13 protein-coding genes are annotated in these 12,653 nt (G+C 66.5%); all 13 read left to right on the top strand.

Annotated elements, in window-relative coordinates:
* Positions 1–152: 152 nt before the first annotated feature.
* Entirely contained in the window at positions 153–1,313 is a 1,161-nt protein-coding gene (locus tag IT779_RS13750; RefSeq protein WP_196149701.1) for a glycosyltransferase family 4 protein, read from the top strand.
* A 103-nt stretch (positions 1,314–1,416) separates the two neighbouring features.
* Positions 1,417–1,872, top strand: coding sequence for a hypothetical protein (locus tag IT779_RS13745; protein ID WP_196149700.1), 456 nt, complete (start codon positions 1,417–1,419; stop codon positions 1,870–1,872).
* Between the two features lie 245 nt (positions 1,873–2,117).
* Complete coding sequence (atpB, locus tag IT779_RS13740) at positions 2,118–2,966, top strand: F0F1 ATP synthase subunit A (RefSeq protein WP_196149699.1); 849 nt, start codon at positions 2,118–2,120, stop codon at positions 2,964–2,966.
* 79 nt (positions 2,967–3,045) lie between these two features.
* Entirely contained in the window at positions 3,046–3,294 is a 249-nt protein-coding gene (locus tag IT779_RS13735; RefSeq protein ID WP_196149698.1) for an ATP synthase F0 subunit C, read from the top strand.
* A gap of 5 nt (positions 3,295–3,299) precedes the next feature.
* The gene (locus IT779_RS13730) at positions 3,300–3,860 is read left to right on the top strand and encodes a F0F1 ATP synthase subunit B (RefSeq protein WP_196149697.1); all 561 of its coding nucleotides are present in this window, start codon (positions 3,300–3,302) and stop codon (positions 3,858–3,860) included.
* Between the two features lie 19 nt (positions 3,861–3,879).
* On the top strand, positions 3,880–4,689 hold the full coding sequence (locus IT779_RS13725; RefSeq protein ID WP_196149696.1) for a F0F1 ATP synthase subunit delta: 810 nt from the start codon (positions 3,880–3,882) through the stop codon (positions 4,687–4,689).
* Between the two features lie 56 nt (positions 4,690–4,745).
* Positions 4,746–6,383, top strand: a complete 1,638-nt coding sequence (gene atpA, locus IT779_RS13720; RefSeq protein WP_196149695.1) for a F0F1 ATP synthase subunit alpha — start codon at positions 4,746–4,748, stop codon at positions 6,381–6,383.
* A gap of 77 nt (positions 6,384–6,460) precedes the next feature.
* Entirely contained in the window at positions 6,461–7,432 is a 972-nt protein-coding gene (locus IT779_RS13715; RefSeq protein ID WP_196149694.1) for a F0F1 ATP synthase subunit gamma, read from the top strand.
* 36 nt (positions 7,433–7,468) lie between these two features.
* Positions 7,469–8,917 (top strand): F0F1 ATP synthase subunit beta, encoded by a 1,449-nt coding sequence (gene atpD / locus IT779_RS13710; RefSeq protein ID WP_196149693.1) that lies wholly within the window; start codon positions 7,469–7,471, stop codon positions 8,915–8,917.
* Positions 8,918–8,922: 5 nt separating this feature from the next.
* On the top strand, positions 8,923–9,300 hold the full coding sequence (locus IT779_RS13705; RefSeq protein WP_196149692.1) for a F0F1 ATP synthase subunit epsilon: 378 nt from the start codon (positions 8,923–8,925) through the stop codon (positions 9,298–9,300).
* 185 nt (positions 9,301–9,485) lie between these two features.
* A complete protein-coding gene (locus IT779_RS13700; protein ID WP_196150034.1) occupies positions 9,486–9,908 on the top strand; it encodes a DUF2550 domain-containing protein in 423 nt (140 codons plus the stop codon).
* Positions 9,909–9,978: 70 nt separating this feature from the next.
* Positions 9,979–10,566: a cob(I)yrinic acid a,c-diamide adenosyltransferase gene (locus IT779_RS13695; RefSeq protein ID WP_196149691.1), complete on the top strand. Its 588-nt coding sequence runs from the start codon at positions 9,979–9,981 to the stop codon at positions 10,564–10,566.
* 376 nt (positions 10,567–10,942) lie between these two features.
* The gene (gene murA / locus IT779_RS13690) at positions 10,943–12,223 is read left to right on the top strand and encodes a UDP-N-acetylglucosamine 1-carboxyvinyltransferase (protein ID WP_196149690.1); all 1,281 of its coding nucleotides are present in this window, start codon (positions 10,943–10,945) and stop codon (positions 12,221–12,223) included.
* Positions 12,224–12,653: the final 430 nt, after the last annotated feature.

Raw genomic sequence — 12,653 nt, 5'->3', positions numbered from 1 at the left:
CAACGTTCGCCGTCCAAGTCCCGCCACCGGGTCGCAGGCCGGAGTCGTCACCGTCGTCGCACGCGACGCGCGCGGCCTGGCCTCGGTTCCCCTGTCCGCCTTCGCTTTCGGCGATCCGCGGCGGTGCGGGGAATGACCGAGCGGCTCCGTTGATGTTTTCGTCGGGGGCGGTCGTACCGCTCCGAGAACTGCTGCTGGTCCTGTTCGTCTCCGCGGTGGTCACCTTCCTCGCCACCGGCGGTATCCGGGTGCTCGCGATCGGCTTCGGCGCCGTCGCGGTGCCGCGCGAACGGGATGTGCACGTCAAGCCGATTCCGCGCATGGGCGGCGTCGGGATCTACCTCGGTTTCGCGGCGGCGGTGCTGTTCGCCCATCAGTTGCCCGCACTGCGGCGCGGATTCGATTACGGTCCGCCGAATATTCCGATCACCGTGCTCGTCGCGGCCACGCTCATCGTGCTGGTCGGCATCGTCGACGACCGCTGGGGACTGGACGCGCTGACCAAGTTCGCAGGCCAGGTGACGGCGGCCGGTGTGATGGCCGCGATGGGCCTGAGCTGGTACAGCATCTATAACCCGTTCAGCAATACGACGGTTTTCCTGGACGCGCTGCAGGGCGGGCTGATCACCGTCGCGGTCACCGTGACGCTGGTCAACGCGATGAACTTCGTGGACGGCCTCGACGGGCTCGCCGCCGGTCTCGGGCTCATCTGCGCCGCCGCGATATTCGTGTTCGCGGTGGGATTGATGAACGAACAGGGCGGGTCGGTCGACACCTATCCGCCCGCGTTGCTGGCCGCCGCGATGGCGGGCGCCTGTCTCGGATTTCTGCCGCACAATTTCCAGCCCGCCCGAATTTTCATGGGCGACTCCGGGTCGATGTTGATCGGATTGGTGCTGGCCGCGGTCTCCACCAGCGCGTCCGGGCGGATTCCGCTGCAGGGATTCGGTCCGCGCGACATTGTCGGCCTGCTGTCGCCGCTGCTGTTGGTCGGCGCGGTGATGTTCATTCCGGTGCTCGATCTCGTTCTCGCGATCGTGCGCCGCGTCCGCGCGGGCGTGAGTTTCTCCACTCCGGACAAAATGCACTTGCATCATCGATTACTGCAGATCGGTCATTCGCACCGTCGCGTGGTGCTGTTGATCTATTTGTGGGTCGGTGTGCTCGCATTCGGCGCGGTGGGGACCTCGCTGATGGATCGCCGTCTCGTGGTTCTGTTGGTGGCGGGTGGATTGGTTTTCGCGCTGGTGGTGACGGCCGTACCCGGTTTCCGCCGAGGGGAGCGCGCGGAGGACGGTAAGTCGCACGGGTAAAGTCGCTGATCGTGAGCGAGTGGATCGACAACGTCCGACCCGCCGGTAACCCGGTGCCGGGTAAAGACGGCGCGGTGCGTCCGAGCGAGTGCGAGGCCCGATCGTGACCTTCACCCCGAAGCCGGTGCCCGGTCCGGACGCCCCGCTGCGGGCCGCGCTGCGCTACGGCCTGATCGGCCTGACGGTGCTCGTTGTCGCCTCGGTGGCCATCGGCTGCGCGGTCGCGGGCGCCGCCGGATTGTGGGGTGCGCTGCTCGGCGCGGCCATCGGCGGCGGCTTCATCCTGACCACGGCGGCGGTGGTGCTGTTCGGCGCGAAGCTCCCGCCGCAGACGGCGGGCCTGGTCATGCTGGTCAGTTGGGTCGCCAAGGTGTTGGTGGTGCTGATCGTTGTGGGGGTGCTCAACCAGTTCGCCTTCTACGACCGAGCGGTGCTGTTCCTCACCGTGGTCGGCGCGCTGCTCATCGTCCTCGGCGCGGAGACGTACGGCGTTCTGCGCCAGAAGGTTCCGTACGTGACGACCACCGCGGGCGACTCCGATACCGATACCGACGAGTAATCTCTTCACCCCCCTACACAGTGTCGTAGATAGCTTGGTAAAGTGTTGGTAAGCAAGCGACCAAGCGAGGGGGGATCACCGGATCCCGCACCGTGCCGCTATGCTTACTGCCGTGCCGGGCCGTGGGGTTCCGGTTCTGCATGTCGACGAATGTCGCCGACACCCGTACAGACGCCGAGGGCGGGTTTGCCGCGCAGCTGCTGACGAATTTCGAGCCGACCTGAGTCGACCCAAATTGATCGTCAATGTCCGATCGAACCGCGGGAATGAACGTACCCGCGGCCCGAACACGGGAGAGAACGCTGAGCGTCACCACTTTGGCGGCCGAGTTCCACGCGCCGTCGCTTACCGACTTCTTCCCTCCAGCTGTGCTGTTCGAGGGAACGCCGTTCGAACTCGATCGATTGATGCTTGTTCGGTTGCTGATGACCGCGGTGCTGGCGGGCTTCATGCTGCTGGCATTCCGGTCTCCGAAGATCGTTCCGCGCGGTATCCAGAATGTCGCCGAGACCGGACTGGTCTTCGTCAAGGAGCAGATTTGCGACGAGGTCCTCGGTAAGGAAAGCGGCCGCAAGTTCTTCCCGTTGATCGCGACGATCTTCTTCACGGTTCTCTTTCTGAACTTCTCCGGCATCGTGCCGGGTTTGAACATCTCGTCGAACGCGCGAATCGGCATGCCGCTGGTGCTGGCCGCCATCGTGTACCTCACGTTCAACTACGTGGGCATCAAGAAGTACGGATTCCTCAAGTACATGCGAAGCAGCATCGTGGTGCCGAACGTGCCGCCCGCGCTGCATGTCCTGTTGATCCCGATCGAGTTCGTGTCGACGTTCATCCTTCGCCCGTTCACGCTGACCGTCCGACTCATGGCCAACATGCTGGCGGGCCACATCATGCTGGTGCTGTTCTTCAGCGCCACCTGGTACTTCCTGTTCGACGCCACCGCATGGATGAAGGTGTTCTCGCCGTTCTCGCTGCTGGCCGGTCTCGGCTTCACGCTGTTCGAGATGCTGGTCATCTTCCTGCAGGCATACGTGTTCGCCTTGCTGACAGCCGTCTACATCAGTCTCGCCGAACACGCCGACGACCACTGACACGACCCGAACAACTATCGCCAAACCTGCTACACCGCGCCGACCGGCCGGTGAGCAACAGAAAGGGAATGGAAGACTCATGAGCCTCGCGTACCTGGCCCAGGAAGCCGCCACCTCCGAATCGACGTTCAAGGGCTTCGGCGCCATCGGCTACGGTCTGGCCGCCATCGGCCCCGGCATCGGCGTCGGCATCGTCGTCGGCAAGGCCATCGAGGGTATCGCCCGTCAGCCCGAGCTCCAGGGCCAGATCCGCACCACCATGTTCCTCGGTATCGCGTTCACCGAGGCCTTGGCGCTGATCGGTCTCGTCGCCGGCTTCATTTTCTGATTCCGATGTACGAGTTCACCGTGCTCGCCGCGTCGGAGGGTGAGGATATCAATCCTCTGGTCCCCGAGACGTACGACATCGTCTGGTCCGTGGTCTGCGTCGCGATCATCGCGGTGCTGTTCTACAAGTACGTCGTCCCGCGTCTGATGCAGACGCTGGAGGAGCGTAGCGACAAGATCGAGGGCGGCATCGCCCGCGCGGAAGCCGCGCAGGAAGAAGCCAAGCAGACGCTGCAGCAGTACCAGCAGCAGTTGGCCGACGCTCGTCTCGAGGCCGCCCGTATCCGCGAGGACGCGCGCGCCCAGGGACAGCAGATCCTCGCGCAGATGCGTTCGGAGGCCCAGGCCGAGAGCGACCGCATCGTGGCCGCCGGACACAGCCAGCTGGAAGCTCAGCGCCAGCAGATCCTGACCGAACTGCGTTCCGAGGTCGGCCGCACCGCCGTCGACCTGGCCGAGAAGATCATCGGGCAATCGGTTTCCGACGACGCCAAGCAGGCGGCGTCGATCGAGCGGTTCCTCGCCGAACTCGACGACACCGATGCGGGCATCGGGGTCGGAAGGTAGCGACACGAAAGTGAGAAGCATGTACGCAGCGAGCCGTGAGGCACGCGCTCGGTCGAGGGAGGCGCTTCGGGCCGCCCTGGCCGGAAGCGACGGTGTCGCGGCCACGACGGGCTCGGAACTGTTCGCCGTTGTCGCCGTGCTGGACGATCAGCGTTCGCTGCGTGTTGCGCTCGCGGACGTGTCGGTGCCCGGTTCGGTGCGCGCCGAACTGAGTGAGCGGGTCTTCGGCGGCAAGGTCAGCGCGGCCACCGTGGCGGTGCTGACCACCGCGGTGGCGCAGAACTGGTCACGCACCGCCGACCTGGTCGACACCCTGGTGCTGCTCGGCCAGGAAGCCCTGCTCGAGTCGGCCTCCGACAGCGGCAGACTCGACGCGGTCGAGGACGAACTGTTCCGGCTCGGCCGGATCGTCGCCGACAACCCGGATCTGGAGCAGGCGCTCTCCGATCGCGCGCGGCCGTCATCGGCCAAGCGCGAGCTGGTCGCCCGGCTGCTGACCGGCAAGGTCGAGGACATCACCCTGACCTTGGCCGAGCAGACGGTCACCCGGCGCGTGAGCGCCATCGGACCGGCTCTCGACGAGCTGTCCGATCTGGCCGCCGCGCGTCGCGATCAGATCGTGGCGCACGTGCGCGCCGCGATCGCACTGACCGACCAGCAGCGCGACCGGCTCGCCGCCGCCCTGCGGCGCATCTACGCCAAGCAGGTCACGGTGCACGTCCAGGTCGACCCGAGTCTGCTGAGCGGCCTCGTGGTTCGCGTCGGCGACGACGTGATCGACGGCAGCGCCATCGGCCGACTGGAGCGGCTGCGACGCGAACTCGCCTGAGTCGCGTACGCACCACCCCCGACATTCCAGACCCACACAGCGAGAGCAGGAAGAACATGGCGGAGCTGACGATCTCCTCCGACGAGATCCGTAGCGCGATCGAGAGCTACACCCAGAGCTACAACCCCCAGACCTCCATCGAAGAAGTCGGTACGGTCACCGACACCAGCGACGGCATCGCGCACGTCTCCGGCCTGCCCTCGGCGATGGCCAACGAGCTGCTCGAGTTCCCGGGCGGTGTGCTCGGCGTGGCGCTCAACCTCGAGGATCGGGAGATCGGCGCGGTCATCCTCGGCGAATACGCCCAGATCGAGGAGGGCCAGCAGGTCCGCCGCACCGGTGACGTGCTCTCGGTTCCCGTCGGCGACAAGTTCCTCGGTCGCGTGGTCAACCCGCTCGGCCAGGCCATCGACGGACTCGGCGAGATCGAGTCCGAGGAGCAGCGCGTCCTCGAGCTGCAGGCGGCGACGGTGCTCGAGCGCCAGCCGGTCGAGGAGCCGCTGGCCACCGGCATCACCGCCATCGACGCGCTGACCGCGATCGGCCGCGGCCAGCGTCAGCTGATCATCGGCGACCGCAAGACCGGCAAGACCGCGGTCACCATCGACGCGATCCTGGCGCAGAAGGCGAACTGGGAGTCGGGCGACCCGACCAAGCAGGTGCGCTGCATCTACGTCGCGATCGGCCAGAAGGGCTCGACCATCGCGGGCGTCAAGACCGCGCTCGAGGAGCACGGCGCGATGGAGTACACCACCATCGTCGCGGCCCCGGCCTCCGACTCAGCGGGCTTCAAGTGGCTGGCTCCCTACACCGGCTCGGCCATCGGCCAGCACTGGATGTACCAGGGCAAGCACGTCCTTATCGTGTTCGACGACCTGACCAAGCAGGCCGAGGCCTACCGCGCCATCTCGCTGCTGCTGCGTCGCCCGCCGGGCCGTGAGGCGTACCCGGGTGACGTCTTCTACCTGCACTCGCGTCTGCTCGAGCGTTGCGCCAAGCTCTCCGACGAGATGGGCGCGGGTTCGATGACCGGTCTGCCGATCATCGAGACCAAGGCCAACGACATCTCGGCGTTCATCCCGACCAACGTGATCTCCATCACCGACGGCCAGGTCTTCCTCGAGTCCGACCTGTTCAACAAGGGCGTCCGCCCGGCGATCAACGTCGGCACCTCGGTCTCCCGCGTCGGTGGCGCCGCCCAGACCAAGGGCATGAAGAAGGTCGCGGGCTCGCTGCGTCTGGAAATGGCGCAGTTCCGTGAGCTCGAGGCGTTCTCCGCCTTCGCCTCCGACCTCGACGCCGCGTCGCTGGCGCAGCTCGAGCGCGGCGCCCGCTGGGTCGAGCTGCTCAAGCAGGACCAGTACTCGCCGGTCCCGGTCGAGGACCAGATCGTCTCGATCTTCCTGGTCGACGGCGGCTACTACGACTCGGTTCCGGTCGGCGACATCCGCCGCTTCAACGTGGAACTGCTCGAGGATCTGCACCGCAACGCGCCCGAGGCGTTCGCCTCGATCGAGGGCGGCAAGGTGCTCACCGGCGAGGCCGCCGACGACATCAAGGCCGCGACCGACAAGTTCAAGCAGGGCTTCCTCGCCTCCGACGGCAGCCGTGTGGTGAACGAGGCCGACGCGGGCGAGCTGGACCACGAAGAGGTCGAGTCGCTGTCGGTCACCCGCAAGCACGTCGAGAAGTAGACCGGCGGCCCGTGATGCGTTATTCGATGCTCACCGCCGCGCCCCGCGCGTGCGGGGGACAGCCAGGAGTGTGACCAGTGGCAAGTTTGCGTGAACTGCGCTCCCGCATCCGCGGTGTGAATTCGATCAAGAAGATCACCAAGGCTCAGGAGCTGATCGCGACCTCGCGAATCTCCAAGGCCCAGGCCAGGGTCGCCGCGGCAAAGCCGTACGCGGAGGAGATCACCAAGGTCCTCGGCGAACTGGCGAGTGCGTCGCAGAATCTGTCGCACCCGCTGCTCACCGAGCGGCCGAACCCGCGCCGCGCCGCCGTCCTGGTCATCACCAGCGACAGCGGCATGGCGGGTGGCTACAACTCCAACGTGCTCAGGCGCGCCGAGGAGCTGATGACGACGCTGCGCGCCGAGGGCAAGGAGCCGGTGATCTACGTCATGGGCAAGAAGGGCCTGACGTACTACACCTTCCGCAACCGCCCGCTGGTCGGGTCGTGGATGGGCTTCTCGCAGCAGCCGAAGTACGTCGACGCCTCCTCGGCCTGCAACCACCTGGTGCAGAGCTTCATGGCGGGCGCCGACGGCGAGGTGCCGCGCCCCGACGGTGCGGGCACCGTCGCGGGCGTGGACGAACTGCACATCGTCTACACCCGGTTCGTCTCGATGCTCACCCAGACCCCCGAGGTCAGGCGGCTCGCGCCGATCCAGGTGAGTTTCGTCGACGAGAACTTCGACATCGGTGATGATTTCGTGTCCGACTCGCCGACGGCGCAGGCCACGGCGCAGTACGAATTCGAGCCCGACGCCGATGTGCTGCTTGCGGCCCTGTTGCCCAAGTACGTCAACACGCGTATCTACGCGTCGTTGCTCGAGGCAGCGGCATCCGAGTCAGCGGCTCGGCGCACCGCAATGAAGGCGGCGACCGACAACGCCAACGAACTCGCGAATGTGCTCCAGCGCGAGGCGAACTCGGTGCGTCAGGCCCAGATCACGCAGGAAATCAGCGAAATCGTCGGCGGCGTCAACGCGCTGGCGTCGAGCTCGGACCGCGACTAAGCGCCGCGCAACAAGACACGGAGAGAACCAACACCAATGACCGCAGCTGTCACACAGGACAACACGAGCCGGACCGGCGCCGCCGCGGGCCGCGTCGTCCGCGTCATCGGCCCCGTCGTGGACGTCGAGTTCCCGCGCGGAGCCATCCCCGAGCTGTTCAACGCTCTGAGCGCCGAGATCACCCTCGCCGCGGTGGCCAAGACCCTGACCCTCGAGGTCGCCCAGCACCTCGGTGACAACATCGTGCGCACCATCTCGATGCAGCCCACCGACGGCCTGGTGCGCGGCGCCACCGTCACCGACTCGGGCAAGCCGATCTCGGTGCCCGTCGGCGACATCGTCAAGGGCCACGTCTTCAACGCCCTCGGCGACTGCCTCGACACCCCGGGACTCGGCCGCGACGGCGAGCAGTGGGGCATCCACCGCAAGCCGCCGAGCTTCGACCAGCTCGAGGGCAAGACCGAGATCCTGGAAACCGGCATCAAGGTCATCGACTTGCTGACCCCGTACGTGAAGGGCGGCAAGATCGGCCTGTTCGGTGGCGCGGGTGTCGGCAAGACCGTGCTGATCCAGGAGATGATCACCCGTATCGCGCGGGAGTTCTCCGGCACCTCGGTGTTCGCGGGCGTCGGCGAGCGCACCCGTGAGGGCACCGACCTGCGCCTGGAGATGGAGGAGATGGGCGTCCTCCCGGACACCGCCCTCGTCTTCGGCCAGATGGACGAGCCGCCGGGCACCCGTATGCGCGTCGCCCTCTCGGCCCTGACCATGGCCGAGTACTTCCGCGACGTGCAGCACCAGGACGTGCTGCTGTTCATCGACAACATCTTCCGCTTCACCCAGGCCGGTTCCGAGGTCTCGACCCTGCTCGGTCGCATGCCATCGGCCGTCGGTTACCAGCCGACCCTCGCCGACGAGATGGGTGAGCTCCAGGAGCGCATCACCTCGACCCGCGGTCGGTCGATCACCTCGCTGCAGGCCATCTACGTGCCCGCCGACGACTACACCGACCCGGCCCCGGCGACCACCTTCGCCCACCTGGACGCGACCACGGAGCTCTCCCGCCCGATTTCGCAGAAGGGCATCTACCCCGCCGTCGACCCGCTGACCTCGACCTCGCGCATCCTCGAGGCCTCGATCCTCGGCGAGCGGCACTTCGCGGTGGCCAACGAGGTCAAGCGCATCCTGCAGAAGTACAAGGAACTCCAGGACATCATCGCCATCCTCGGCATGGACGAGCTCTCCGAGGAGGACAAGGTCCTCGTCGGTCGCGCGCGTCGCCTGGAGAAGTTCCTCGGCCAGAACTTCATCGTCGCCGAGAAGTTCACCGGTCAGGTCGGTTCGGTCGTGCCGCTCGAGCAGACCATCGACGACTTCGAGCGGGTCTGCAAGGGTGAGTTCGACCACTTCCCGGAGCAGGCGTTCAACTCCTGCGGTGGTCTCGACGACGTCGAGGCGGCCGCGAAGAAGATCGCCGGGAAGTAGCCACCATGGCAGACATTTCCGTGGATCTCGTCGCGGTCGAGCGCAGGCTCTGGTCGGGCCAGGCGTCGTTCGTCAGCGCGCAGACCACCGAGGGACAGATCGGTATCATGGCGGGTCACGAGCCGCTGCTCGGCCAGTTGGTCGAGGGTGGCATCGTGAACATCGTGCCGGTCGAGGGTGAGCGGATCATCGCGGCGGTGCACGGAGGCTTCTTCTCCGTGACCGCCAACGCGGTCCGGGTACTGGCCGAGTCCGCGGAATTCGCGGGCGAGGTCGATGTGGAGGCCGCGCGCCGGGTGCTCGCCGACGCGGCAGCCACCGAGGAAGAGCAGAAGGTGGCCCAGGCTCAGGTGCGTGCGTTCGAGCAGGCAGCGCAGCTCTGAGACGCTGGGCGTCGTGAACAACACCGCTTGTCGGCGGCGAAGGTATCTTCGCCGCCGACAACGGTATTCGGCCCCGCCGGCCGGGCGGTTTGTAGACTCGTGTTTGAATATCGCAACGGACGGGTACCCGGAAGCGTTTCGTGTACAGCCGTCGAGTGGAAGGACGAACAGCATTGCAGACCGGGATGGTTGTTCTGATCATTCTGGTGTTGGTGCTGGTCTCACTCGCCCTGATATCGATCTACCGCCTCGTCATGCTGCGCCGCGGCGGCACCGCGGCCATCCTGCGGGTGCTGCCCGCCCAGGGCGGACAGGGCTGGCGCCACGGCCTGATCCGCTACGACGAGGACCGGCTGGTCTTCTACAAACTCACCAGCCTCAGACTCGGCCCCGATTCCACCATTCGGCGGCGCGGCATCGAAATCGGTGACCGTCGCGCCCCGGTCGGCGACGAATACGACATCATGACCGACGAGATCATCGTCACCGCCGTCGCCGACTCCGACGGCGACTACGAACTCGCACTCGATCGAGGCGCCCGCGCGGCCTTCCTGTCCTGGGTCGAATCGCGGCCCTCCGACCGGACAAGGCGACTACCCGGCATGTGATCACCCACGATCGAGCACGGCTACCCTCGACAGGCGTACCGACTGTTCTCGCGGAAGGCGGATATCCCGCATGAGTGTGCATCTGACGCGGATCTACACCAGAACCGGCGACGACGGGACCACGGGCCTGAGCGATTTCTCCCGTGTCGCCAAGAACGATCCGAGGCTGGTGGCCTACGCCGACTGCGACGAGACGAACGCGGCGCTCGGGGTTGCCATCGCGCTCGGCGCACCGTCTCCGGAGTTGCTCGTGGTGCTGCGGCAGGTGCAGAACGATCTGTTCGACGCGGGCGCCGATCTGTCCACGCCCGTGGTCGCCGAACCGAAGTATCCGCCGCTGCGGATCACCCAGGACTACATCGACCGCCTCGAGGCGTGGTGTGATGAATTCAATGCCGAACTCGCGCCGCTGAATTCGTTCATCCTGCCCGGCGGCACCCCGCTGGCCGCCCTGCTGCACGTCGCACGGACGGTGGCGCGCCGCGCCGAGCGCTCGGCTTGGGCCGCCGTGTCGGCCCATCCCGAGGACACGGCCGTGCTGCCCGCCAAATACCTGAACCGGCTGTCCGATCTGCTGTTCATCCTCAGCCGCGTCACCAATCCCGAAGGCGACGTGCTGTGGCAGCCGGGTGGCGGCGCGAAGGACTCCGCCGACTAGTCATCGGACCGCGATGCCGCCGGTTCGCTGCGACAGTGGACCGACCGCCGCCGCGAGCGACCACGAATCACCTGGTCGGCGCTGCCGCCGAACGCCGACTCGGCAGGCGTCGACCGTCCCGTGGTCGCCGATCCGGACCCAATCCCACGGTGTAGCCGGTCGTTTCGCGCTCAGCCGGGCACCTGAGACATCAACGCCGCGGCCGAGGCGGCTCGTCGGTCGCGCGCGAGTTCGCCGACCGGCCGGTAACTCGGATCGATTTCGCGGGCCCGCGAAGCGGGATACGCGGGATCAATCCGACATTCGAGCGCTCGGTCCGATATCGGGATCGCGTACACGCGCATGTGTCCCGTCGGCCATGGATAAGCTAGCCGGTGTGAGCGAACGGTTTCTGGTCACCGGGGGCAACAGGCTCGTCGGCGAGGTCACGGTGGGAGGCGCTAAGAACAGCGTCCTCAAGCTGATGGCCGCCGCGCTGCTGGCCGAAGGGACGTCGAGGATCACCAACTGCCCCGACATCCTCGACGTGCCGTTGATGGCCGAAGTCCTGCGCGGACTCGGATGCGAGGTGACCATCACCGACGACGCGCCGGGCGACCGTTCCGTCGTCACCATCAACACCCCCGCCGAACCCAAGTACCACGCCGACTTCCCGGCGGTCACCCAGTTCCGCGCCTCGGTCTGCGTGCTCGGGCCGCTCATGGCGCGATGCAAGCGCGCGGTGGTCGCCCTGCCGGGCGGTGACGCGATCGGGTCACGTCCCCTCGACATGCACCAGGCCGGACTGCGGCTGCTCGGTGCGACCAGTGAGATCGAACACGGCTGCGTGGTCGCACGCGCCGACGAGCTCCAGGGCGCGCGCATCCGCCTCGACTTCCCCTCGGTGGGCGCGACCGAGAACATCCTCATGGCCGCGGTGCTCGCCGAGGGCGAGACCGTGATCGACAACGCCGCGCGGGAACCCGACATCGTCGACCTGTGCAACATGCTGAGCAGGATGGGCGCGCGGATCAGCGGCGCAGGCACCTCGGTGCTCACCATCCAGGGTGTGGAGCGGCTGTCGCCGACCGAGCACCGCGTCATCGGCGACCGCATCGTCGCGGCCACCTGGGGCATCGCGGCCGCCATGACCATGGGGGATGTCAAGGTCAGGGGAATCAACCCGAAGCATCTGTCCCTGGTGCTGGACAAGCTGCGTTCCGCGGGCGCGCGCATCTCCTTCGATGTCGACGGATTCCGCGTCGTCCAGCCCGACCGCCCGCGCGCGGTGAACTTCTCGACCCTGCCGTTCCCCGGTTTCCCGACCGACCTGCAGCCCATGGCCATCGGCCTCGCCGCGATCGCCGACGGCACCTCGATGATCACCGAGAACATCTTCGAGGCGCGCTTCCGTTTCGTGGAGGAGATGATCCGCCTCGGCGCCGACGCGCGCACCGACGGACATCACGCGGTGGTGCGCGGCATCTCGCGCCTGTCGAGCGCGCCGGTCTGGTCTTCCGACATCCGCGCGGGCGCCGGCCTCGTGCTCGCGGGCCTGGTCGCCGACGGGGTGACCGAGGTGCACGATGTCTTCCATATCGACCGCGGGTACCCGAACTTCGTGGCACAGTTGCAATCGCTGGGCGGTCAGGTCGAGCGCGTCGGCGCTGCGGAGTGAGTCGATAGTCGGCTTCCGCGGCCTTCGATGTGGATGAAAACCCTTTCTGACCAGGCGATTTGACATCGTGCACGACGGCACGTAACTTTATTCAAGTCAGAGCGACACGGACACCAACCCCGGCTTCGGCGGTAACGCTGAGAGCCCTCAGTGGCGACACCGAGGGGGGACACGAGGTTGTACGGGGAGCGCCTGGCGGTCACACTGGTTCGGTTGGTTTGCCTGGATTTGGTTTCGGGTGAATGGTTGGGCTAAGCTGGAAAAGTTGCCTCGCTGGATGATCGGGTTGTTGCCCGTGAGTTGGTGTGTGCGTGTGTTCTTTGAGAACTCAATAGTGTGTCGATGAATGTCAGTGCCAAATGTTTTTGGTTCCTGCTGCTCGTACCCCCGTGTGGGTGGCAGGGTTTATTTTGTCAGCTAATTTTCTGGC

This window comes from Nocardia bovistercoris (assembly GCF_015674855.1).
Taxonomy (GTDB): Bacteria; Actinomycetota; Actinomycetes; order Mycobacteriales; family Mycobacteriaceae; genus Nocardia; species Nocardia bovistercoris.
This window is presented reverse-complemented; position numbering and strand designations above follow the sequence as displayed.

Bases quoted from the DNA above. Each gene is read 5' to 3' on its own strand.
- IT779_RS13725 (WP_196149696.1), top strand. From the start codon at position 3,880: ATGTACGCAGCGAGCCGTGAGGCACGCGCTCGGTCGAGGGAGGCGCTT.
- IT779_RS13730 (WP_196149697.1), top strand. From the start codon at position 3,300: ATGTACGAGTTCACCGTGCTCGCCGCGTCGGAGGGTGAGGATATCAAT.
- atpB (WP_196149699.1), top strand. From the start codon at position 2,118: ATGTCCGATCGAACCGCGGGAATGAACGTACCCGCGGCCCGAACACGG.
- IT779_RS13700 (WP_196150034.1), top strand. From the start codon at position 9,486: ATGGTTGTTCTGATCATTCTGGTGTTGGTGCTGGTCTCACTCGCCCTG.
- IT779_RS13735 (WP_196149698.1), top strand. From the start codon at position 3,046: ATGAGCCTCGCGTACCTGGCCCAGGAAGCCGCCACCTCCGAATCGACG.
- IT779_RS13695 (WP_196149691.1), top strand. From the start codon at position 9,979: ATGAGTGTGCATCTGACGCGGATCTACACCAGAACCGGCGACGACGGG.
- atpA (WP_196149695.1), top strand. From the start codon at position 4,746: ATGGCGGAGCTGACGATCTCCTCCGACGAGATCCGTAGCGCGATCGAG.
- IT779_RS13750 (WP_196149701.1), top strand. From the start codon at position 153: ATGTTTTCGTCGGGGGCGGTCGTACCGCTCCGAGAACTGCTGCTGGTC.
- IT779_RS13705 (WP_196149692.1), top strand. From the start codon at position 8,923: ATGGCAGACATTTCCGTGGATCTCGTCGCGGTCGAGCGCAGGCTCTGG.
- atpD (WP_196149693.1), top strand. From the start codon at position 7,469: ATGACCGCAGCTGTCACACAGGACAACACGAGCCGGACCGGCGCCGCC.